Origin of the sequence: Thioalkalivibrio sp. ALE17, assembly GCF_000425605.1 — a bacterium.
Lineage (GTDB): Bacteria > Pseudomonadota > Gammaproteobacteria > Ectothiorhodospirales > Ectothiorhodospiraceae > Thioalkalivibrio.
The window spans coordinates 1-19,019 of sequence record NZ_AUDT01000021.1; the positions used below are offsets into that span (position 1 = coordinate 1).

19 protein-coding genes and 2 pseudogenes are annotated in these 19,019 nt (G+C 68.7%); 9 read left to right on the top strand and 12 right to left on the bottom strand.

Annotated elements, in window-relative coordinates; translation table 11 throughout:
- A pseudogene (locus H609_RS0110425) lies at positions 1 to 222 on the bottom strand (IS110 family transposase); the annotation flags it as partial.
- A 181-nt stretch (positions 223 to 403) separates the two neighbouring features.
- On the opposite strand from H609_RS0110425, the gene H609_RS0110430 reads away from it, so the two are divergent.
- Complete coding sequence (locus H609_RS0110430) at positions 404 to 1,111, top strand: MarC family protein (RefSeq protein WP_018878866.1); 708 nt, start codon at positions 404 to 406, stop codon at positions 1,109 to 1,111.
- Positions 1,112 to 1,127: 16 nt separating this feature from the next.
- Here the strand turns inward: H609_RS0110430 and H609_RS0110435 are convergent, their stop codons facing one another.
- Positions 1,128 to 1,898 carry an HAD family hydrolase gene (locus H609_RS0110435; protein ID WP_028484928.1) on the bottom strand — a complete coding sequence of 257 codons (771 nt, stop codon included), beginning with the start codon at positions 1,896 to 1,898 and terminating at the stop codon, positions 1,128 to 1,130.
- Between the two features lie 168 nt (positions 1,899 to 2,066).
- Between H609_RS0110435 and dksA the strand changes: the two genes are divergently transcribed.
- The 6 genes from dksA to thpR all read left to right on the top strand — a co-directional run bounded on the left by dksA (position 2,067) and on the right by thpR (position 8,556).
- Positions 2,067 to 2,519: an RNA polymerase-binding protein DksA gene (gene dksA / locus H609_RS0110440; protein ID WP_018866929.1), complete on the top strand. Its 453-nt coding sequence runs from the start codon at positions 2,067 to 2,069 to the stop codon at positions 2,517 to 2,519.
- 13 nt (positions 2,520 to 2,532) lie between these two features.
- Positions 2,533 to 3,480 carry a tRNA glutamyl-Q(34) synthetase GluQRS gene (gluQRS, locus tag H609_RS0110445; protein ID WP_019584130.1) on the top strand — a complete coding sequence of 316 codons (948 nt, stop codon included), beginning with the start codon at positions 2,533 to 2,535 and terminating at the stop codon, positions 3,478 to 3,480.
- A gap of 92 nt (positions 3,481 to 3,572) precedes the next feature.
- Positions 3,573 to 3,746: a hypothetical protein gene (locus tag H609_RS14255; RefSeq protein WP_018866931.1), complete on the top strand. Its 174-nt coding sequence runs from the start codon at positions 3,573 to 3,575 to the stop codon at positions 3,744 to 3,746.
- On the top strand, positions 3,736 to 6,663 hold the full coding sequence (locus tag H609_RS0110455; protein WP_028484929.1) for a sensor histidine kinase: 2,928 nt from the start codon (positions 3,736 to 3,738) through the stop codon (positions 6,661 to 6,663). The genes H609_RS14255 and H609_RS0110455 overlap by 11 nt, the downstream gene beginning before the upstream one ends.
- Positions 6,660 to 8,024, top strand: coding sequence for a sigma-54 dependent transcriptional regulator (locus H609_RS0110460; protein ID WP_018875799.1), 1,365 nt, complete (start codon positions 6,660 to 6,662; stop codon positions 8,022 to 8,024). The genes H609_RS0110455 and H609_RS0110460 overlap by 4 nt, the downstream gene beginning before the upstream one ends.
- Positions 8,025 to 8,034: 10 nt before the next feature.
- Positions 8,035 to 8,556: an RNA 2',3'-cyclic phosphodiesterase gene (thpR, locus tag H609_RS0110465; protein WP_018866934.1), complete on the top strand. Its 522-nt coding sequence runs from the start codon at positions 8,035 to 8,037 to the stop codon at positions 8,554 to 8,556.
- 55 nt (positions 8,557 to 8,611) lie between these two features.
- Here thpR and H609_RS0110470 read toward each other — a convergent pair whose 3' ends face one another.
- The 3 genes from H609_RS0110470 to H609_RS0110480 all read right to left on the bottom strand — a co-directional run bounded on the left by H609_RS0110470 (position 8,612) and on the right by H609_RS0110480 (position 10,600).
- Positions 8,612 to 9,211: a hypothetical protein gene (locus H609_RS0110470; protein WP_018878580.1), complete on the bottom strand. Its 600-nt coding sequence runs from the start codon at positions 9,209 to 9,211 to the stop codon at positions 8,612 to 8,614.
- 146 nt (positions 9,212 to 9,357) lie between these two features.
- On the bottom strand, positions 9,358 to 9,648 hold the full coding sequence (locus tag H609_RS0110475) for a nitrogen regulatory protein P-II (protein ID WP_026280909.1): 291 nt from the start codon (positions 9,646 to 9,648) through the stop codon (positions 9,358 to 9,360).
- Positions 9,649 to 9,652: 4 nt separating this feature from the next.
- A complete protein-coding gene (locus H609_RS0110480) occupies positions 9,653 to 10,600 on the bottom strand; it encodes a sodium-dependent bicarbonate transport family permease (protein ID WP_028484930.1) in 948 nt (315 codons plus the stop codon).
- A 204-nt stretch (positions 10,601 to 10,804) separates the two neighbouring features.
- Here H609_RS0110480 and H609_RS0110485 point away from each other — a divergent pair, with 204 nt between their 5' ends.
- Entirely contained in the window at positions 10,805 to 11,383 is a 579-nt protein-coding gene (locus H609_RS0110485) for an NAD(P)H-dependent oxidoreductase (protein WP_018881508.1), read from the top strand.
- A gap of 630 nt (positions 11,384 to 12,013) precedes the next feature.
- Here H609_RS0110485 and H609_RS0110490 read toward each other — a convergent pair.
- From H609_RS0110490 to H609_RS0110515, 7 genes and pseudogenes are all read right to left on the bottom strand, one after another.
- Entirely contained in the window at positions 12,014 to 12,535 is a 522-nt protein-coding gene (locus tag H609_RS0110490; protein WP_018881509.1) for a phosphatidylglycerophosphatase A, read from the bottom strand.
- A gap of 13 nt (positions 12,536 to 12,548) precedes the next feature.
- Complete coding sequence (gene thiL / locus H609_RS0110495) at positions 12,549 to 13,556, bottom strand: thiamine-phosphate kinase (protein ID WP_028484931.1); 1,008 nt, start codon at positions 13,554 to 13,556, stop codon at positions 12,549 to 12,551.
- Between the two features lie 25 nt (positions 13,557 to 13,581).
- Positions 13,582 to 14,109, bottom strand: coding sequence for a transcription antitermination factor NusB (gene nusB, locus H609_RS0110500; protein WP_018881511.1), 528 nt, complete (start codon positions 14,107 to 14,109; stop codon positions 13,582 to 13,584).
- 23 nt (positions 14,110 to 14,132) lie between these two features.
- Positions 14,133 to 14,618 carry a 6,7-dimethyl-8-ribityllumazine synthase gene (gene ribE / locus H609_RS0110505; protein ID WP_018875807.1) on the bottom strand — a complete coding sequence of 162 codons (486 nt, stop codon included), beginning with the start codon at positions 14,616 to 14,618 and terminating at the stop codon, positions 14,133 to 14,135.
- A gap of 472 nt (positions 14,619 to 15,090) precedes the next feature.
- A pseudogene (locus tag H609_RS14400) lies at positions 15,091 to 15,296 on the bottom strand (hypothetical protein).
- Between the two features lie 364 nt (positions 15,297 to 15,660).
- Positions 15,661 to 16,767: a bifunctional 3,4-dihydroxy-2-butanone-4-phosphate synthase/GTP cyclohydrolase II gene (gene ribBA, locus H609_RS0110510; protein ID WP_018867828.1), complete on the bottom strand. Its 1,107-nt coding sequence runs from the start codon at positions 16,765 to 16,767 to the stop codon at positions 15,661 to 15,663.
- A 27-nt stretch (positions 16,768 to 16,794) separates the two neighbouring features.
- Positions 16,795 to 17,478 carry a riboflavin synthase gene (locus H609_RS0110515; protein ID WP_018875809.1) on the bottom strand — a complete coding sequence of 228 codons (684 nt, stop codon included), beginning with the start codon at positions 17,476 to 17,478 and terminating at the stop codon, positions 16,795 to 16,797.
- A 287-nt stretch (positions 17,479 to 17,765) separates the two neighbouring features.
- Between H609_RS0110515 and H609_RS0110520 the strand changes: the two genes are divergently transcribed.
- On the top strand, positions 17,766 to 18,989 hold the full coding sequence (locus H609_RS0110520; protein WP_028484876.1) for an IS256 family transposase: 1,224 nt from the start codon (positions 17,766 to 17,768) through the stop codon (positions 18,987 to 18,989).
- The last annotated feature ends 30 nt before the right edge of the window (positions 18,990 to 19,019 follow it).

The following is a 19,019-nucleotide window of genomic DNA, read 5'->3' on the forward strand; positions in this document are numbered from 1 at the left end:
CATCAGCCGCACCTCGTGCCCCAGCGCCTGCAACTCACGCGCCCAGTAATGGGCACTCCCGCAGGCCTCCATGCCGATCCGGCAGGCCGGCAGCTGGGCGACGAAGTTGCGCAACTGGCTGCGCCGCAGCGCCTTCGAAAACACCTGCCGGCCCTGCGCATCCACACCGTGGACCTGGAACACGTTCTTCGCGAGATCAATACCGAGTGTTGTAACCTGCATGTGGACGCCTCCGTCTTCTTCGAGTGAGAGTGATCACCCCCACTCTGGCACATCGCGATGCCGTAATAGGGCGGGGGCGTCCATCCCATTGAGGCGCGCAGCGTCGTGGCGAGCGGTATGACCCGACCACCTGCGCGAGCCTGCCTCGCAACCTTGCGGGTTCCGGCCTAAGCTCGAACACATGCTTGTGTTACTCGAATACCTGGTCGTTACCTTCCTGGCGGTGTTCGTGATCGTGAACCCGCTGACCACGGCGTTCATCTTCACGGCGATGCTGCCGCGCGCATCGGAGGAGAAGCGCCGGGCGATCGCGCTGCGCTCGGTGAAGGTCGCCACCTCCCTGCTGTTCGCCTTCGCCCTGCTGGGCGGGGTGATCTTCCAGCTGTTCGGGATCACCCTGGCGGCGTTTCGTATCGCCGGCGGGATCATCCTGTTCGGCATCGCGATCGGCATGATCCGGCAGAAGGGGGCGACCGAGAAGGAGACCGCCGAAGAGGTGAAGGCCGACAAGGGGCACGTAACCGAGGACATCTCGGTGATCCCGCTGGCGATCCCGTTCATGAGCGGCCCGGGGGCGATCGCCACGGTAATGATCCTGACCAGCGAGGCCCCGACGGTATACCACACGGGGCTCGTGTTCCTCGGCGTGCTGGCCTGCATGGTCGCCTGCTACTACGCGATGGTCTATTCGCGCTATATCGTCCAGTACCTGGGCGATACCGGGAAGGACATCCTCACCAAAGTCTTCGGCCTGATCCTCGCGGTGCTGGCCGTGCAGTTCGTGATCAACGGCATCAGCGACGCCGCGATCGGGTTCATGCTGGACACGCAGATGCTGGACGAGAACGAGGTCGAGGATCCGCGCGTTCCGACGCGCGAGCTCGACTGACCCGTAACCCGTCCCGCTACGACTGGGCGCTGGCGTGCCAGGCCCGCAGCGTGGCCACGTCCACCGCCGGGCCCGGCAACGCGGGACCGGCCAGAACCCTCGCCGGTGCGTCCGGCTCGCCGAACCCGTCCAGCACCGCCAGCGCGCCCTCGAAGTCCTGTTCCCGGGTGTAGTCGTTGGTGGTGACCACCACCTCCAGCCCGGCGCCGCACGCGGACCGGACCCCGTTGTCGGAATCCTCCAGGGCGAGGCAGGCGCTGGCGGGCAGGTTCATCGCCTCCAGCGCATGCGTGAAGATATCCGGCGCGGGTTTCTTGGCCGGCACCACGTCCCCGGCGGAGATCACCTCGAAGCGGTACGGCCCCGCGCTCCCCAGCGTGGCCTCCAGCAACGCGGTCACGTTCTCGGGGGTGGTGGTGGTCGCAATGGCCAGACGCAATCCTTGGGCCTCCGCCTCGTCCAGCAGGCGGCGAACGCCCGGGCGCAACGGGATCGCGCCGGACTCCAGCATGGCCACGTAGTGACGCGTCTTGGCCGCATGCAGCTCGCGGATGCGGGCATCGATCCCCGGCTCTTCGAGAGCCTCGGGATGATCTTCCGACAGGTACTGGCGAATGCGTTCCTTGCCGCCGGTGACCCGCAGCAGTTTGCCGTAGCGCGCCACACTCCAGTCCCAGTCCAGGCCCGCGTCCGCGAACGCCTTGTTGAACGCCACCCGATGACCGTCCCGCTCGGTGTCCGCCAGCGTGCCGTCGACGTCAAAGATCAGTGCCTGCAATTCCGCCATCGTGATTCCCGATCCCTTCCCGTATCTCGCTGAAAACAGTGCCCCGCCGCTCGCAGCCCATGCAGGTCCGGAGGCGACCGGGCGCAAACCGTCATGGCACGGGACTTGCCCGCCCCGTCCGACTCTGGTACTAAGTGCGCCTCATTTTTCCAGCCGGAGAAAGCCCGCATGGCTGCAGACGAAAAGACCGACAAGCCCTCCACCCAGCACATGGTCGCCGGGGGCATTGCGCCCTACGAGCCGAAGCCGGACGAAGAGTACATGAATCCGGATCAGCTGGACCATTTCCGCAGCCTGCTGCGGGCATGGCGCCAGGAACTGGCGGAGGAAGTCGATCGCACCGTGGGGCACATGCGCCAGGACGCGGCCAACTTCGCCGATCCGGCCGACCGCGCCACCCAGGAAGAAGAGTTCGGCCTGGAACTGCGGGCCCGCGACCGCGAGCGCAAGCTGTCGAAGAAGATCGACGAGGCCCTGCGCAAGATCGAGACCCACGACTACGGCTACTGCGAGACCTGCGGCGTGGAGATCGGCATTCGTCGCCTGGAGGCCCGCCCGACGGCCACCATGTGCATCGACTGCAAGCAGCTCGACGAGATCAAGGAAAAGCAGCGCGCCTGATCCCGGCCGGGCCGTGACCCCCACGCCCGAACCGCAGTCCCCGGTCGACGGCTACGTCGGCCGGTTTGCCCCGACCCCTTCCGGCCCGCTGCACGCGGGCTCCCTGCTGGCCGCCGTCATCTCCTGGCTGGACGCCCGGAGTGCCAATGGCGAGTGGCACCTGCGTATCGACGACATCGACGCCCCCCGGGTTCGCCCGGGGGCGGCCGATGCCATTCTGCGCACCCTCGAGGCCTTCGACCTCGGCTGGGACGGACCGATTGTCTGGCAAGGCCAGCGCGGCCCCGCCTACCAGCGGGCCCTGGATACCCTGATGGACACCGACCGGGCCTTTCCCTGCGGGTGCACCCGCAAGGACCTGGCTACCCACGGCCGCCCTGGCTGGGAAGGCCCCGTCTATCCGGGCACCTGTCGCCACGGCCTGCCGCCCGGTCGCGAGCCCCGCGCCCTGCGCGCCCGCGCCAGCCGGCGCCACTGGACCATCGAGGACCGTTTTCTCGGTGCGGTCGCCTTCGACCTGGAGGCCCTGGGGAGTGACTTCGTCATCCGTCGCGCGGACGGCATCGTGGCCTACCAGCTCGCCACCGTGGTCGATGACCTCGACCTGGGCGTCACCCATGTGGTCCGCGGGATCGACCTGCTCGGCTCCACCCCCCGCCAGCTGCAGCTCTACCGGGCGCTGGGACACCCCCCGCCGGCCTATGCCCACCATCCGGTGCTGGTCGCGCCCGGCGGCGACAAACTCGCCAAGGCCACGGGTGCTACGGGGATTCGAGCGGATGCGGCGCGGCGCCACCTCGCCGACACCCTGGGGCAGATCGGACTCGCGCCTGCCGACCGACAGGCCCCGGACGCGCCCGGTGCCCAGCTGGCGGAGGCCCTGGAACCGCTACGGCGCCGGCCGCTCGCGGCATACCTGCCGCTGCACGCCGCGCTGCCCGGAGCCACCGCCGCGGTGTAGACTCGCCGCATGCTGTCCCGCCGCGCGCCAATCCGGAAGGCCCCGCAGGAACCCGTGCCCCGCAGCGGCCCGGCACGGGGGAACATCTGACCATGGACGCCCCGCGCGCCATCCTGATCGCCCTCCTCGGGGCCCTGCTGTTCCTGAGCCCGCTGGTGATCTGGGTCGCCCACCTGAGCCCCGCCTGGTGGTGGCCGTTCGCCGCCTGGGCAGTCTTCATCCTGGCCATCGCGGCCCTGAGCCGGGGCGGTCGTCGTGACCCTTAGCCTCGGCCTGCTCTATGCGGTGGGCGTGGCCTACCTGGCCCTGCTGTTCGGCATCGCCTTCCTGGCCGACCGCGTCCCCCGGGTCGGCCGGCTGGCGGCGAACAGCTGGGTCTTCAGCCTGTCGCTGGGGGTCTACGCGACCTCCTGGACGTTCTACGGCAACCTCGGCTTCCTGGCCGAACAGGGCTATCTGTACCTGACAATCTACCTGGGCGTGACCCTGGCCTTCGCCGCCACGCCCTGGCTGCTGCGCCCCATCCTGCGCGTGACCCGCGAACAGCAACTGACCTCACTGGCCGACCTGTTCGCCTTTCGCTACCGCAGTCGCCTGACCGGACCGGTGGTGGCCCTGTTCATGCTGGCCGGCGTGCTTCCGTACATCGCCCTGCAGATCAAGGCGGTGGCCGAGTCCGCCGCGGTCCTGACCGCGGAAACCCCGCCCCACCTGCTCGCCTTGACCTTCAGCGCCACCATCGCACTGTTCGCGATCCTGTTCGGGGCCCGCCACATTGCCCCGCGCGAGAAGCACGCCGGCCTGGTGCTGGCCATCGCCTTCGAATCCATCGTCAAGCTGATCGCCATCCTCGGCATCGCGGCGGTGGCCCTGTACGCGGTGTTCGGCGGTTTCGCCGGCCTCGACGACTGGCTGGCCGCGCACCCCGAGGCGGTCGATGCGCTGTACGCCCCGGTGCGCGAGGGTGGCTGGTTCGCAATGATGATTCTCGCCTTTGCCGCGGCCTTCCTGCTGCCGCGCCAGTTCCACATGCTGTTTACCGAGAACATCAACCCGCAGGCCCTGACCACCGCTGCCTGGGCCTTCCCGGCGTTCCTGCTGCTACTGAACCTGCCGATGCCGATCCTCTACTGGGCCGGCGAGGCGGCCGGCCTCGGCATCTCGCCGAACTACTACGCCATCGGGATCGCCGGACTGCTGGAGTCGCCCAGCCTGGCGCTGCTGGTCTTTATCGGCGGCCTGTCCGCCGCCAGCGCCATGATGATCGTGACCACCCTTGCGCTGGCCCACATGGGGACCAACTACCTCTCGCCGCTGACCCGGCTGCACGAAGAAGAGCGCAGCGCCAACATCTATACCCGCCTGCTCTGGGGGCGGCGCATCTGGATCGTGTTCATCATCGGACTGGGCTATGCCTTTTACGGCCTGTTGCAGGTAGTCGAGGGGCTGGCGCAGCTGGGGCTGATCTCGTTTGCCGCGGTGGCCCAGCTCCTGCCGGGCCTGATCGGTCTGATGCTGTGGAAGCAGGCGACCCGGGTCGGCTTCCTGCTCGGACTGGTCGCGGGCATCACCGGCTGGGCCTTCACCCTGGTGATGCCGCTGTTGTCGGATGCCGGCATCGCCACCGGACTGCCGGATCCGCAACAGTGGCTGCTGGCCGGGATGCTGGACCCATGGACCTTCGCCCTGATGCTGAGCCTGGGCATCAACGCCCTGCTGTTCGTGATCGGGTCGCTGCTGACCCGCCCCAACCGCGAGGAGATCGAGGCCGGCCGAGCCTGCTGCCCCAACGAGTCCACCGGGGCCGGGGCCGGCCTGCCCCTGGCTGGCGACGTGACCGAGATGGAAACCGCCCTGGCCGCCACTCTGGGGCCGGGTGCCGCGCATCACGAGGTCCAGCGCGCGCTCGACGATCTCGGCCTGCCGCGGCACACGCGCTCGCGCAGCGACCTGCGCCACCTGCGCGAACGCATCGAGCGCAACCTGTCCGGTCTGCTCGGGCCGGTCCTCGCGCGCATGATCGTCGACCAGCACCTGCGCCTGGATGCCGCCGGCCGCCAGACCCTCAGCGAGAGCCTGCGGCGCATCGAGGAGCAGCTGGAGACCCGTTCCCTACCACTGTCCGGCCTGGCCGCCGAACTGGATGCCCTGCGCCGCTTTCATCGCCAGATCCTGCACGAGCTGCCGCTGGGGGTGGCCAGCCTGACCAACAGCGGCGAGATTACCGGCTGGAACCAGGCGCTGGCGCAACTCACCGGTGTGGCCACCGAGGACGCCGTGGGCCAGAACATCGGCCGGCTCGACAGCCCCTGGAGCGGCCTGCTGACGGCCTTCCTCGAGAGCCCGGACCGGCAGTGGTACAAGCTGAACGTGGATCTGCCCGCCGGCAATCGCCGCCTGAACCTGCACCGTTCCGAGCTGCAGGATGCCCATGGCCAGGTGGAGGGGCGCGTGGTCCTGATCGAGGACGTAACCGAGCGCGCCCAGCTCGAGTCCGAGATCGCCCACGGCGACCGCCTGGCCTCCATCGGCCGCTTTGCCGCCGGGGTCGCCCACGAGATCGGCAATCCGCTGACCGGGATCGCCTCGCTGGCCCAGACCCTGCCGCTGGAGGATGATCCCGACGAGATCCGCGGCATCGCCGACGACATCCTCGCGCAGACCCGGCGCATCAATGCGATCGTGCAGTCCCTGATCACCTTCGCCCACGCCGACGAGGGGCCGTCCGCGGGGCACTTCGAGACCATCGCGCTGGACGAGCTCCTGGCCGAGGCCATTCGCCTGACGCGCCTGGCCGGGCGCAAGGACCTGCAGTTCTCCACCATGGGCCTGGAGGGGCTGCATGTCCGCGGGTCGCATGCCACGCTGCTGCAGGTCTTCATCAACCTGCTGACCAACGCCGAGCAGGCCTCGCCCGAGGGTTCCACGGTCGTGATCGCCGTGCGCGTCCATGGCCGCCACATCCAGATCACCATCGACGATGCCGGCCCCGGGATCGACGAATCCAGTCTGGAGCGCCTGTTCGAGCCCTTCTTCACCACCAAGCCTGCCGGTCAGGGCACCGGCCTGGGCCTGCCGGTGGCCTACAGCATCGTGCGCGACCACGGTGGTACCCTGATGGCCGCCAACCGCCCCGAGGGTGGGGCCCGATTCCTGCTCATGCTGCCGCACCAAGACCGATGACCCGCATCCTGCTCGTAGACGACGAAGCCCCGATCCGCCGCGCCGTGCGCCGGTTCCTGGAGCATCACGGCTTCGAGGTCGGCGTAGCCGAGAACCTGGCCGAGGCGCGCGCCCTGGCCGCGGCCGACCCCTACGACCTCCAGCTGGTGGATCTGCGCCTGCCGGACGGCGAGGGCATCGAGCTGCTGCCCGAGTTCACCCGCTCGCCCACGGTCATCATGACCAGCTACGCATCGGTCCCCTCGGCGGTGAACGCGATGAAAGAGGGCGCGGCCGACTACATCGCCAAGCCCTTCGACCACGACGCCCTGTTGCTGACCCTGCGCGCCGCCCTGCGCGAACGCGAGGCGCGCGACCGCCTCCCGCCCGAGCCGCCCGACGCCGGGACCGAAACCCTCAGTCACCCGGGCCTGGGCCTGATCGGCGACAGCCCCGCGATGCAGCGGCTGCGCGACCAGATCCGGCGCGTGGCGGCCACGCACTCCACCGTGCTGCTGCGGGGGGAATCCGGCACCGGCAAGGAGCTCGCCGCACGCGCCCTGCATGAACTGAGCCCGCGCGCCGGGGGGCCCTTCGTGGCCGTCAACTGCGCCACCATCCCGGAGGGCCTGGTGGAGGCCGAGCTGTTCGGGCACGCCCAGGGCGCCTACACCGGGGCGGTCAAGGCCCGCACCGGCCTGATCCAGAGCGCCCATGGCGGCACCCTGTTCCTGGACGAGATCGGCGAACTCGCGCCGGCGGCCCAGGCGCGCCTGCTGCGCGTACTGCAGGACGGCGAGATCCGTCCGGTGGGCGCCAACGAGAATCAGAAGGTCGACGTGCGCCTGCTGGCCGCGACCCATCGCGATCTGGAGGGCATGATCGAGGATCAGGCCTTTCGGGCCGACCTCTACTACCGCCTGCGGGTACTGGAGCTGGCGATCCCGCCCCTGCGCGAGCGGCGCGAGGACATCCTGCCGCTGGCGCAGCATTTCCTCGAGGGGCTGGCCGGATCGGGAACGGTCCCCCGCCTGACGCAAGCGGCCCGGGATGCCCTGGAGGCCCAGGACTGGCCGGGCAACGTGCGCGAACTGGCCAATGCCCTGGAGCGCGGATGGGTCCTCTGCCCCGATGGACACATCGCGCCGGAGCACATGGGCCTGGAGGCCCCGGACACCGGCGCGGCCGGGGAACACCCCAACCCGGCCTTCCCGACGCGCCGCAAACCCCGGGGCTCGAGCCTGAACGAGTACTTCCGCCAGTTCGTGCAGGAGAACCAGGACCGCATGACCGAAACGGAACTCGCGCGGGCGCTGGGCATCAGCCGCAAGACCCTGTGGGAACGCCGTCAGCGCGAAAATCTGCCGCGACCACGCACCTGAACCCGCCGCTGTGGCCGAGGCCCCCGAGTTCCGACGAGTCTTCCTCGCCCTGTGGCCCGACACGGCCACACGCGAACGACTGGATCGGCTGGGACGCACCCTGGATGGTCCCGGCCGTCCGATCCCGCCCGAACATCTGCATCTGACGCTGGCCTTCGCCGGCACAGTTCCCGCCGGGCAGGCCGATTGCCTGGCCGGTCACCTCGGGAGCCTCGCCAGCGACCCACTGGAACTGACCCTGGACCGACTGGGGCACTTCGCGCGGCCGCGCATCACCTGGGTCGGCCCCGACGATCCGCCGGCGGCCCTCCTGGACCTCGCGGATCGGGCCCATGCCCTCTGCCGGGAGTGCGGCATCGACACCGGCCCGCCCCGCCCGTTCCGGCCTCACGTTTCGCTGCGCCGCCACGCGGCGCCGCCCGCCCGGGAGCGGATCGAAACGCCGCTGCACTGGGCAACGGACACGATTGCCCTGATCGAGTCCGGCCGCGACGGGCATCCCGGTCCCTACCGCATCCTCGCCCGGACGTAAGGCGGGCCCGCTTCGGGCCCTCCCGGACGAAGCGCGATGTCCCGGGCCGCCGCGATCAGTCCACCGGCGGGAGATTGCCCGTTTCTGCCGGGTCCGCCGGCTCTGCCGGATCGGCGGGTTCGGCCGGGCGGTTACCGGTGTCCGGCCGCGTCGGGGTCTGGTCCCCCAGCGGAGGCGCATCCGCGCCGCGGGGCTGACGCTGCTGGCCCAGCGGCGGCGCGTCCTGGGGCTGCCCCTGTCCTTGCGGCTGCCCCTGGCCACCGGGCGGCTGGCCCTGCCCCTGAGGCGCGGTCGGCGCGCCGCCCTGACCGGGGGCCGGCTGACCACCGCGCTCCATCTGGCCCGGGGCCTGCTGTCCCTGGCCCGGCGGCTGGCCGGGTGCCTGCTGTGGATGCCCTGGGGGCATGCCCTGACCACGCTCCTGGCCCTGGCCGCGCGGCATGCCCTGACCGTGCTCCTGGCCCTGGCCGCGCGGCATGCCGCCGTGCCCCGGGGTGTCCTGCCCGCCCGCCGGAGGGGCACCCCGCTCGGCGGGGGGTGTACCCTGGCCCATGCCACCTTGCTGGCCGCCTTGCTGCGCCTGGGCATGGGCCGTTCCCACGGCGAAGAGCGAGCCAAGGGCAATGATCAATGCGGTACTGCGAAACCGGGTCATGGGAAACTCCTTGCGGCCGTGAAGCCATTGGTTCAGGCCCCCGGTGATAGCAGCCGGGCCCCGCGGCCCCCAAGGCGCACGGGCGAGTTCCCCGGAATTTCGTGAAGCACTTCACTTCGTGGAGGCTGCCTGACTGTCCGGCCGGATCAATTCTTCAAGTCGACGGGCACGGTAAACATCAGCAACCCATAGTCCGACTCGTACTGTTCCTTGAACCGGGCCGCGATCCGCTCGCACAGCTCCGACGAGGCCACGACCTCCAGCTTGATGTTGCCACCGGCCCGCCAGTTGCCCCGGCGCTTGCCGTGCCGGCCCCAGCCACGCGCATCGGTGACGGTGTAGCCGGCTGCTCCCATCGCGCGGACCTCGTCGATCAGCATCTCTTCCAGGATCGCCTCGGCCACCACCGTCAGCAGGTACATGTCATCGCCTTGCATCGAGCTAGCCTCCGAGCGAATAAAGGGTCTGGGCCATCCAGAAATACAGCGGAACGCCCAGGAAGATATTGAACGGGAACGTCACACCCAGCGAAGCCCCGATCGACAACGCGGGGTTGGCCTTGGGCACGGCGATGCGCATCGCGGCCGGCGCCGCGATGTACGAAGCACTGGCATACAAGGTGGCCAGCAGCAGCGTGCCCCCCAGGCTCATGCCCAGGCCCCATCCGAGCAGGACCCCGAGGATCGCGGAGACGATCGGCATGACGATCGCAAAGACGATGAGGAACAGCCCGTACTGGCGGACATCCGCGATGCGGCTGGAGGCCACCAGCCCCATCTCCAGCAGGAACAACGCCAGCACCCCCTTGAACAGATCAAAGAACATCGGCTCCAGCGGCTCGATGTGATCCGGGCCCGCAATGAACCCGATCACCAGTCCACCGGCCAGCAGGAAGATGCTCTTGCCAAAGATGACCTCGTGCAGGGTCTTGCCCCAGCGAGTGGGGCCCCGGCTGCCCATGCGCGCCAGCAGGATCCCGATGACCAGCGCCGGCATCTCCAGGAGTACGAGGAACACCACCATGTGCCCCTCGTAGTCCAGACCCCGGGACGCCAGAAACGCGACCGCGACCGAGAAGGTCACGACCGACACCGAACCGTAGTGGGCCGCAATGGAAGCCGAATCCGCCCGCGGCATCCGCCCGAGAAGGTACAGCACCGGAAACGCGATCAGCGGGATCAGCGAACCCACGGCGAGCACCGCCAGGCCCGGCAGCAGCAACGGAAGCAACTCGCTTTCCGCCAGCTTGACCCCGCCCATCAGGCCGATGGCCAGCAGCAGGTAGATCGACAGCGCCTCGTAGATCGCCATCGGGATCTTGAGGTCCGACTTCGCCAGACCCGCGATCGCCCCCAGCAGGAAGAACAGCACAACCGGATCGAATGCCATTTCGCCTCCGCGTCCCGACGCTACAAGCCACCGCAGCGCACCCCGTTATGGTAGGCAAGACCCTCGTGCCAGGGAACCGGTTTCCGGAGGCGTTTTTGGCGGCCAACCAACCGCCCCCTCACACCACGGCCCGTACCGGAACCACCGCGTCCGCCGGCTGGGCTACGCTTGGGAAACGGGCTCAGCCATCACGAGGGCCAACGCATGACGCGAATCCTGATCCTCCAGGGGCACCCGGACCCGGCCGGCGGCCATCTCGACCACGCGCTCGCCGACGCCTACCGCGAGGGGGCCGAACAGGGCGGCTTCGCGGTGGACACCTACACCATCGCCCATCGTGATGTCCCGCTGCTCAGGAGCCAGGCCGAGTTCCTCGACGCAAGCGTCCCGCCCGCGATCCTCGAGGCCCAGGCCCTGATCGAGGCCGCCCACCACATCGTGCTGATCTACCCGCTGTGGCTGGGCGACATGCCGGCCGGGGTGAAGGCCTTCCTGGAACAGACCCTCAGGCCAGCCTTTGTCGCCGATGGCGACATGAACCGTCTGCGCCACACGCGGCTGAAGGGCCGTTCCGTACGCATCGTGGTCACCATGGGCATGCCGGCCCTCGCCTACCGCTGGTGGTTCGGCGCCCACAGCCTGAAGAGCCTGGAGCGGAACATCCTGCGCTTCTGTGGCTTCGGCCCCGTCCGCCACACCCTGATCGGCCAGAACGGCGGCAACGCGGCTGCGCGCGAGCGCTGGCTGCAGCAGCTGCGCACGCTCGGCCGCCAGGCGAAGTAACCGACCAGTCGGTGCACTTGGGGACCATTCCCATCCAGCCGGCCTGTGTGTACCCCAACGACCTCCCACTGAGCGAAGGACGGGAGCACCGATCGGGACGTCCGAAATGACTTGACCACTACACGGTCAAACGGAGACCGTCCCACCCCGCGAACACGTGCGCAGGGCGGATCCGCCGCGCTCGGTCAGAGCCCCGGGAGATCCGGGCTCGGCGGGGTGGGCGGCTCGGGGAGATCGGACGGGTCCGGCAGCGGCGCGTCGTCCGGCGACGGCGGCGAGGACGGATCCGGCGCCCGCGGAAGGTCGGGCCCCCGATCGGGGCGCGGGTCGCCGCGGCGCTGCCCGGGCGGAGTACCGCCGTGTCCGGGTGGCAGGTCGCCGGCGGCCGGCGTGTCGCCACTGGCGCCCGGGGCGCCCGAAGGCGGCCCGCCCGCCGGCTGCGCCTGAACGCCGCCAGACGCCAGGAGGGCACTCACGAACAAGACTTGAAGCCAATGACGCATGGAGATCTTCATGCCACACACTCCTTTGGTGGATACCTGACCCTGAGGCGTTGCCGTATCCGCACGAGTTCTCGCCATCGCGCGACTCTGCCGACCCGTTCACACCCGGGCCCACCCGAGTGCTGTCCTACGCCTCGACCACCAGTTGCTGGAACAACCCGCCCAGGATCACCAGGGCGAAGCCTGCGTACAGGCCGGCGACCACATCGTCCATCATGATCCCGTGGCCGTCCTGCCACTTGTGGTCGAAATAGTTCGCCGGCCAGGGCTTGAGGATGTCGAAAATCCGGAACAGCAGAAAGCCGACCACCACCCACATCAGCCCCGCGGGGGCAAAGGCCAGGGTAATCAGCATGCCCGCCCATTCGTCCCAGACGATGCCCGGGTGATCGTGCACACCGAGCTTGCGGGCACTCTCGCCACAGATGTGGAAGCCGGCCATGACCACGATCACGGTCACGGCGATATAGGCCCATTCCGGGAAATTCATGATCGCGAAGTACAGCACCAGCGCGCCCAGCGAGCCGGTGGTGCCCGGGGCCCAGCGCGACAGGCCGCTGCCGAAGCCGAAGGCCAGCAGGTGGATCGGATCGCCGAATACGGTCTTCGCCGATGGCATCTGCGGTTTGCGGTTCTTCTGCTCCGTCATGGCTACCCTGTCCCTAGTGTTCTTCGGTGTCCGCGAAATGATCGTGGCCCGCCCGCGTCACGTCCAGTCGCCGCCCGTCCGCGTCCTCGACGACCACCGCGTCACCCTCCGTGCATTCCCCGATCACGGTCAGCGGCACATCCACGCTGAAGGCCAGCAGATCCAGCGATTCCCCGGCCGGCAGTGCGAACAGCAGTTCGTAGTCCTCGCCTCCGCCGAGCGCATACTCGCGGGCCTGATCGTCCGGGATCTGTGCCAGCAACGGATCGCGGGGGACGGCGGGCCAGTCGACCCGCGCGCCACAGCCCGACGCGGCACACAGGTGCCCGAGATCCGCCAGCAGGCCGTCGGAAATATCGATAGCCGCCCGGGCACGGTTCCGCAGGCCGCGCCCCAGGGCCAGCCGCGCCCGGGGCCAGAACAGCCGGTCGCAGGCCGGCTCCCGGGCATCGGCGGGCAGAGCCGCGCCCGCGGCGCCCCGCGCCCGCCGGGCGGTCTCGTGGGCAAGCCCGAAGGCCGCCCCGCCCAACGCACCGGATACCACCAGTCGGTCGCCGGGCCGGGCCCCGGCCCGGCGCAGGGCCTGGCCCGCGGGCGCGGTACCCAGCACGGTCACGCTGATTGCCAGAGGGCCCCGGTTGGTATCCCCGCCTACCAGCGGGATACCAACCTCTTCGGCCAGCGCCAGGAAGCCCTCGCTGAAACCCGCCAGCCAGTCATGATCGACCCGGGGCAGGGTCAGCGACAGCAGCGCGCCCAGCGGCTCGGCCCCCATCGCGGCCAGGTCACTGAGGTTGGAAGCCAGGGCCTTGTGCCCGACGCTCGCCGGCGGGTGATCGGGGAAAAAATGGGTACCCTCAATCAGGGTGTCGACAGTGACGGCCAGCTCGTGGCCGCTCGCCACAGCCAACAGGGCGGCATCGTCCCCGATGCCAAGCCGAACGCCCTCGGCGTTCACGTCCGCCGACGGCGCGCCGAAATAACGCTGAATCAGGTCGAACTCGGAGTCGGGGCCGGCCATTGCCGTGCTGCGGCGTTGCGCGGGGTCAGCGCGGCGTGGCGCGCTCGGGACCGCGCAGCTCGGCCGAGAGCCGGTCCAGCACACCGTTGATGTAGCGATGCGACTGCTCCGCACCGTAGCGTTTGGCCAGGTCCACGGCCTCGTTGATCACCACGCGATAGGGCACCTCGATCCGCTCGGCCAGCTCCCACTGACCCAGCCACAGCAGGGCATGCTCCACCGGGTCGAGCTGGTCCAGCGGGCGGCCGAGGTACGGCTCCATGCGGGCATCCAGGGCCTCGCGATCGCGGGTCACACCGATCAGCAGCTCGCGGAAATACTCGGCATCCGCCTTGGCGTGTTCCTCGTCGTCACGGAACTCGGCCAGGATGTCCTTGGGGTGGGCGCCGGTCATCTGCCAGGAGTAGAGCGCCTGCATGGCGCGGCGCCGCGCGAACGAGCGCGCATGGCGCGCCCGCTGCTCGGGCGTGCTGCGCGGGCGCTTGGCGCGGGCGCCGCCCGCGCCCTTGGCGGCGGGACGGTCGGGTTGGGAGGGATTGCCAGGTTCGGTCACGTCGGTTTCGTGCTCGTGCTCGCTCAGGCGCCGCCGCGCAGCTGGCGCATCAGGCTGACCATCTCGATCGCGCCCATCGCGGCATCCGCGCCCTTGTTGCCGGCCTTGGTGCCTGCGCGTTCGATCGCCTGCTCGATGGAGTCGGTGGTCAGCACACCGAAGCTGATCGGCAGGTCCTCGGCCATCTGCACCTGGGCCAGGCCCTTGGCCGCCTCGCCGGCGACGTAGTCGAAATGCGGGGTGGAGCCACGGATCACGCAGCCCAGGGCAATGACCCCGTCATACTGCCCGGAACGCGCCATCGCCTGGGCCGCCAGCGGCAGTTCATAGGCCCCCGGCACGCGGGCGATGGTCAGATTCTTTTCCTGCACGCCATGGCGCTTCAGAGTATCCACCGCGCCTTCCAGCAGGCGTTCGACGATCAGGCTGTTAAAGCGCGCCAGCAGCAGGCCATAGCGATGGTCGGCGGCGTCGGTGAATACGCCTTCCAGGGTCTTAATGTCGTGCATGGTTTCATTCCGATTGAGACGGAGACGAGGCGGCCGTTCGGGGCCGACCCGCGGGGCCGAGTTGCAAAGGCCGCCTAGTGTAGCACCGCGAACCCGCGCGGTAGAGCGCGCCCGCACGAATCGGGCAGCCGCCCGCCTGCCATGGCGCTGACTGGACCTGCATTTGGCGCCGGTATGCTCAGTGGCGTCGGCCCGGCGTCCTGCCCGATCATGGCGGACCCTTGTTCATCGCTCGGTGGTTGACGGTCCCTTCGTTAGGTCGCCTGCCTCGTGGTGGCTGGTCTGGGTTCGGCATCCGGTGTTTACGTGCTTTCGGTCTACATACTGCCGTGCGCTGACTCGCCAGCGCGCCCCGAGGCACTTTCTTGCTTGCCCAAGAAAGTACCCAAAGAAGGGCACCCGGATTTCGCCCAGGAACCTTGCTCCAGGGCCCTCGGGCCGGCGGCGCTGAACTCGCTACGCTGCGCTCCGCTCAGACATCCAGCGCCTTCTCCCGCCCCGAGAACCCTTCCGCAAGGGGCTCCATACGGAAGGCGAAGGTCAAGACAGAAGGTATTCCGACCCCGCGACACCACAACGGCCCTGCCGCCTGAAAGCCCCCGGCGCCCGCTGCGCGGGCGCGGCATGCAACGGCCAAAGGCCGAGCGTGCCCAAGATGTCCGAAAGCCTAGCCATCATCCATTAGCTATATCGCTGGGATCGCCGTTGTTTGGACCTGCCTCCCCGTTGTCGTCGCGCCGAGTGTAGAGGGTTTTCGCGGGGAAAAAGGCGCTGGATGTCTGAGCGGAGCCGAAGGCGCAGCGAGTTCAGCGCCGCCCGCGAAAAGCCTCGGAGCGAGGGAAACCCCGGCCCGCGAAGCGGGCCGGGGTCGCGGCAGTCGGGCGTGTTTCTTGGTGACTTCTTTGCACGAGCAAAGAAGTCACTCGGGGCGCGCTGGCGAGTCAGCGCACGGCAGTATGTAGACCGAAAGCACGTAAACACCGGATGTCGAACCAGGGCCAGCCACCACGAGGCAGGCGGCCAGGCGCGTGCCGGCCGGGGGCTACTCGTGGACGTAGTCCACGACCTCCAGGCCGAAGCCACCGAGGCCATGAAAGCGCTTGGGCGCCGACATCAGCTTCATGCGCCCCACCCCGCAGTCAGCCAGGATCTGGGCACCAATGCCATACATGCGCCACTCGGCGGAGTTCTCCCGCCCACTGCGCTCTTCCGGCGCCGGCTGGCCGATATGCTCCAGACGCTGGGCCAGGGCCTCCGGGCTCTCGTGCTTGCGCAGCACCACCACCACGCCCTCGCCGGCCGCGTCGATCCGGCGCAGGGCATCATCCAGCGGCCAGCCACGGTCCGGGCCGGCATAGCCCAGCGTGTCGTACAGCGTGCTCTCCAGATGGACACGCACCAGGGTCTCCTGGTCCGGCTTCGGCTCCCCGCGCACCAGCGCGAAATGCAGCTCGTGATCCACCTCGTCCTCGAACGCCAGCAGGCGGAATTCGCCATGCTCGGTCGGGAACGGACGCTCCGAAACCCGACGCACGGTTTTCTCGTTCTCGATGCGATAGCGGATCAGGTCCTCGATGGTGCCCATCTTGAGGTCATGCTCGGCGCAGAAGCGCTCGAGATCCGAACGCCGCGCCATGCTGCCGTCCTCGTTCAGGATCTCGACAATCACCGCCGCCGGTTCGGCCCCGGCCAGGCGCGCCAGATCGCACCCGGCCTCGGTATGGCCGGCGCGCACGATGACCCCACCGGGCTGTGCCATCAGCGGGAACACGTGCCCCGGCTGGACGATATCCTCGGGCTTCGCGTTGGGCGCGACCGCGGTCCGGATGGTGTGTGCGCGATCGTAGGCCGAGATGCCGGTGGTCACGCCCTCGGCGGCCTCGATCGACAGCGTAAAGTTGGTGCCATGCACGTCATTGGTGTCGGTCACCATCAGCGGCAGCGCGAGCTGCTTGCAGCGCTCGCGGGTCAGCGTCAGGCAGATCAGGCCGCGGCCGTACTTGGCCATGAAGTTGATGTCCTCGGGCCGCGCGTGCGAGGCCAGCATCAAGAGGTCGCCCTCGTTCTCGCGGTCCTCGTCGTCGACGATGACCACCATGCGTCCGGCCTGCAGTTCCTCGAGGATGGTTTCGGTACTGGAAAATTCCATGCGTGCCTTCGGTCGGGGGCCGCGCGTTCAGTCGCGCGGCCCGGATTGATTGGGAAAGCCCTGTTCAGCCAGCCAGGCCTCCGACAGGTCGCCCGCCTGCGCGCCGGGCTCGGCCGCCCGCTCGCCCAGCATCAGACGCTCCAGATAGCGGGCGATCAGGTCGACCTCGAGGTTGACCGGGGTGCCCACCGTATAGACGGCGAAGCGGGTCAGGGACCAGGTATGCGGGATGATGTTGACCTCGAACTCGGCGCCGTCCACGCGGTTCACGGTCAGGCTGGTGCCATCAATAGTGATCGAGCCCTTGGCCGCGATGTAGCGGGCCAGTGCCGGTGGCGCGCGAAAGCGCACGCGGGTCGAGCGCGCATCGGGCTCCATCGCCACCACCTCGCCGACGCCGTCGACGTGCCCGGACACCATGTGCCCGCCCAGGCGGTCGCCCAGGGCCAGCGCCCGTTCGAGATTCACCCGGTCCCCCGGTCCGAGATGGCCCAGCGTGGTCACCTCCAGCGACTCGCGCGAGACATCGGCGGCAAAGCCGCTGCCCGCCAGATCGGTCACCGTCAGGCAGACCCCGTTCACCGCGATCGAGTCCCCCAGCCGGGTGTCCGACAGGTCCATCCCGGTCGCGTTCACGTGCAGCCGCACGTCGCCACCACTGGGGGTCAGGCGCTCCAGGCTGCCTAGGGTCTCGATGATTCCGGTAAACATGGACGTCCGCTCGTTCCGGGGTGCCCGCACGAACCGCGCCGGGCTGCTCGCCGCCCATCATAGGGAAACCCTAATGAGTTCGCACCACGCCCCGCCCTTTTACCCGGTTCCTGCCCGGAAAACCCTTGTTCACCACGAAGCACACGAAGACACGAAGAAGGTCAAAGGCGGTTCACAGGAAGATGGGAAGATTGGAAGGGTTTTTCGGTAAAGCACAATAGCGGATGGGAGGGTGTACAAGGAACTGTGTAAGTGGTCATTTAGCAGACCTGAGCAAGGAGTATGCGATGACCGATTCGAAGACGATTCCCGATGCTTTGCTGGATGAGCTGCTGAAGGACTATCAGCACCCGAAGGATCTGCTGGGTCAGGGTGGACTGCTCCAGCAGCTGACGCAGCGCCTGGCGGAGCGGGCGCTCGAGGCGGAGATGACCACCCACCTGGGCTATCCGCCGCATGCCCTGGAGGGCCGCGGCAGTGGCAACAGTCGCAACGGCAAGACGCGCAAGCGCGTGCAGGGCGAAGCCGGCGCGTTCGAGATCGAAGTTCCGCGGGATCGCGACAGCAGCTTCGAGCCGCAGCTGATTGCCAAGCGGCAGCGCCGCCTGGAAGGCTTTGACGACAAGGTCATCGCGCTCTATGCGCGGGGCCAGTCCACCCGCGAGATCCAGGCGCAACTGGAAGAACTCTACGGCGTGGAGGTCTCGCCGACCCTGATCTCCAACGTCACCGAGGCGGTGCGTGAAGAGCTGCAAGCCTGGCAGGAGCGGCCCCTGGCGGCGGTCTACCCCATCCTCTACTTCGACGCCCTGCACGTGAAGTCGCGCGAGCACGGGCCGGTCAAGAACCAGGCCGTCTATCTGGCCCTGGGCATCAACCTGGAAGGCGAGAAGGAGCTGCTGGGACTCTGGGTCGGTCAGGCCGAGGGTGCCTCGTTCTGGCACGCGGTGTTCACCGAGCTCAACAGTCGCGGCGTCCAGGACTGTTTCATCGCCTGCGTGGACGGCCTCAAGGGCCTGCCCGAGGCGATCGAGAGCGTGTTCCCGAACACCCAGGTGCAACTGTGCATCGTTCACAAGGTCCGCGGCAGCCTCAAGTACGTGCCCTGGAAGGAGCGCAAGGCCGTGGCCCGGGATCTGCGCGCCATCTACGGCGCCGCCACCCGCGCCGAGGCCGAGGCCGCGCTCACCCGCTTTGCGGACACCTGGGACGCCAAATACCCCGCCATCAGCCCCAGCTGGCGCGCCGACTGGCCCCGCCTGTCGGGGTTCTTCGACTATCCGCCGCCGATCCGCCGGGTGGTCTACACCACCAACGCCATCGAGTCGCTCAACTACTCGCTGCGCCGGGTTCTCAAAAACCGCGGGGCGTTCCCCAACAACAGCGCCGTGACCAAGATCCTCTACCTCGCCTTGCGGAACGTCGCCAAGAAATGGACCCGCCCCCTCCACAACTGGCGCCAGGCCCTCAACCAGTTCATCATCCTGTTCCCCGAACGGATGCCGACCTAACCCCACTTACACAGAAAAATTGACACCCTC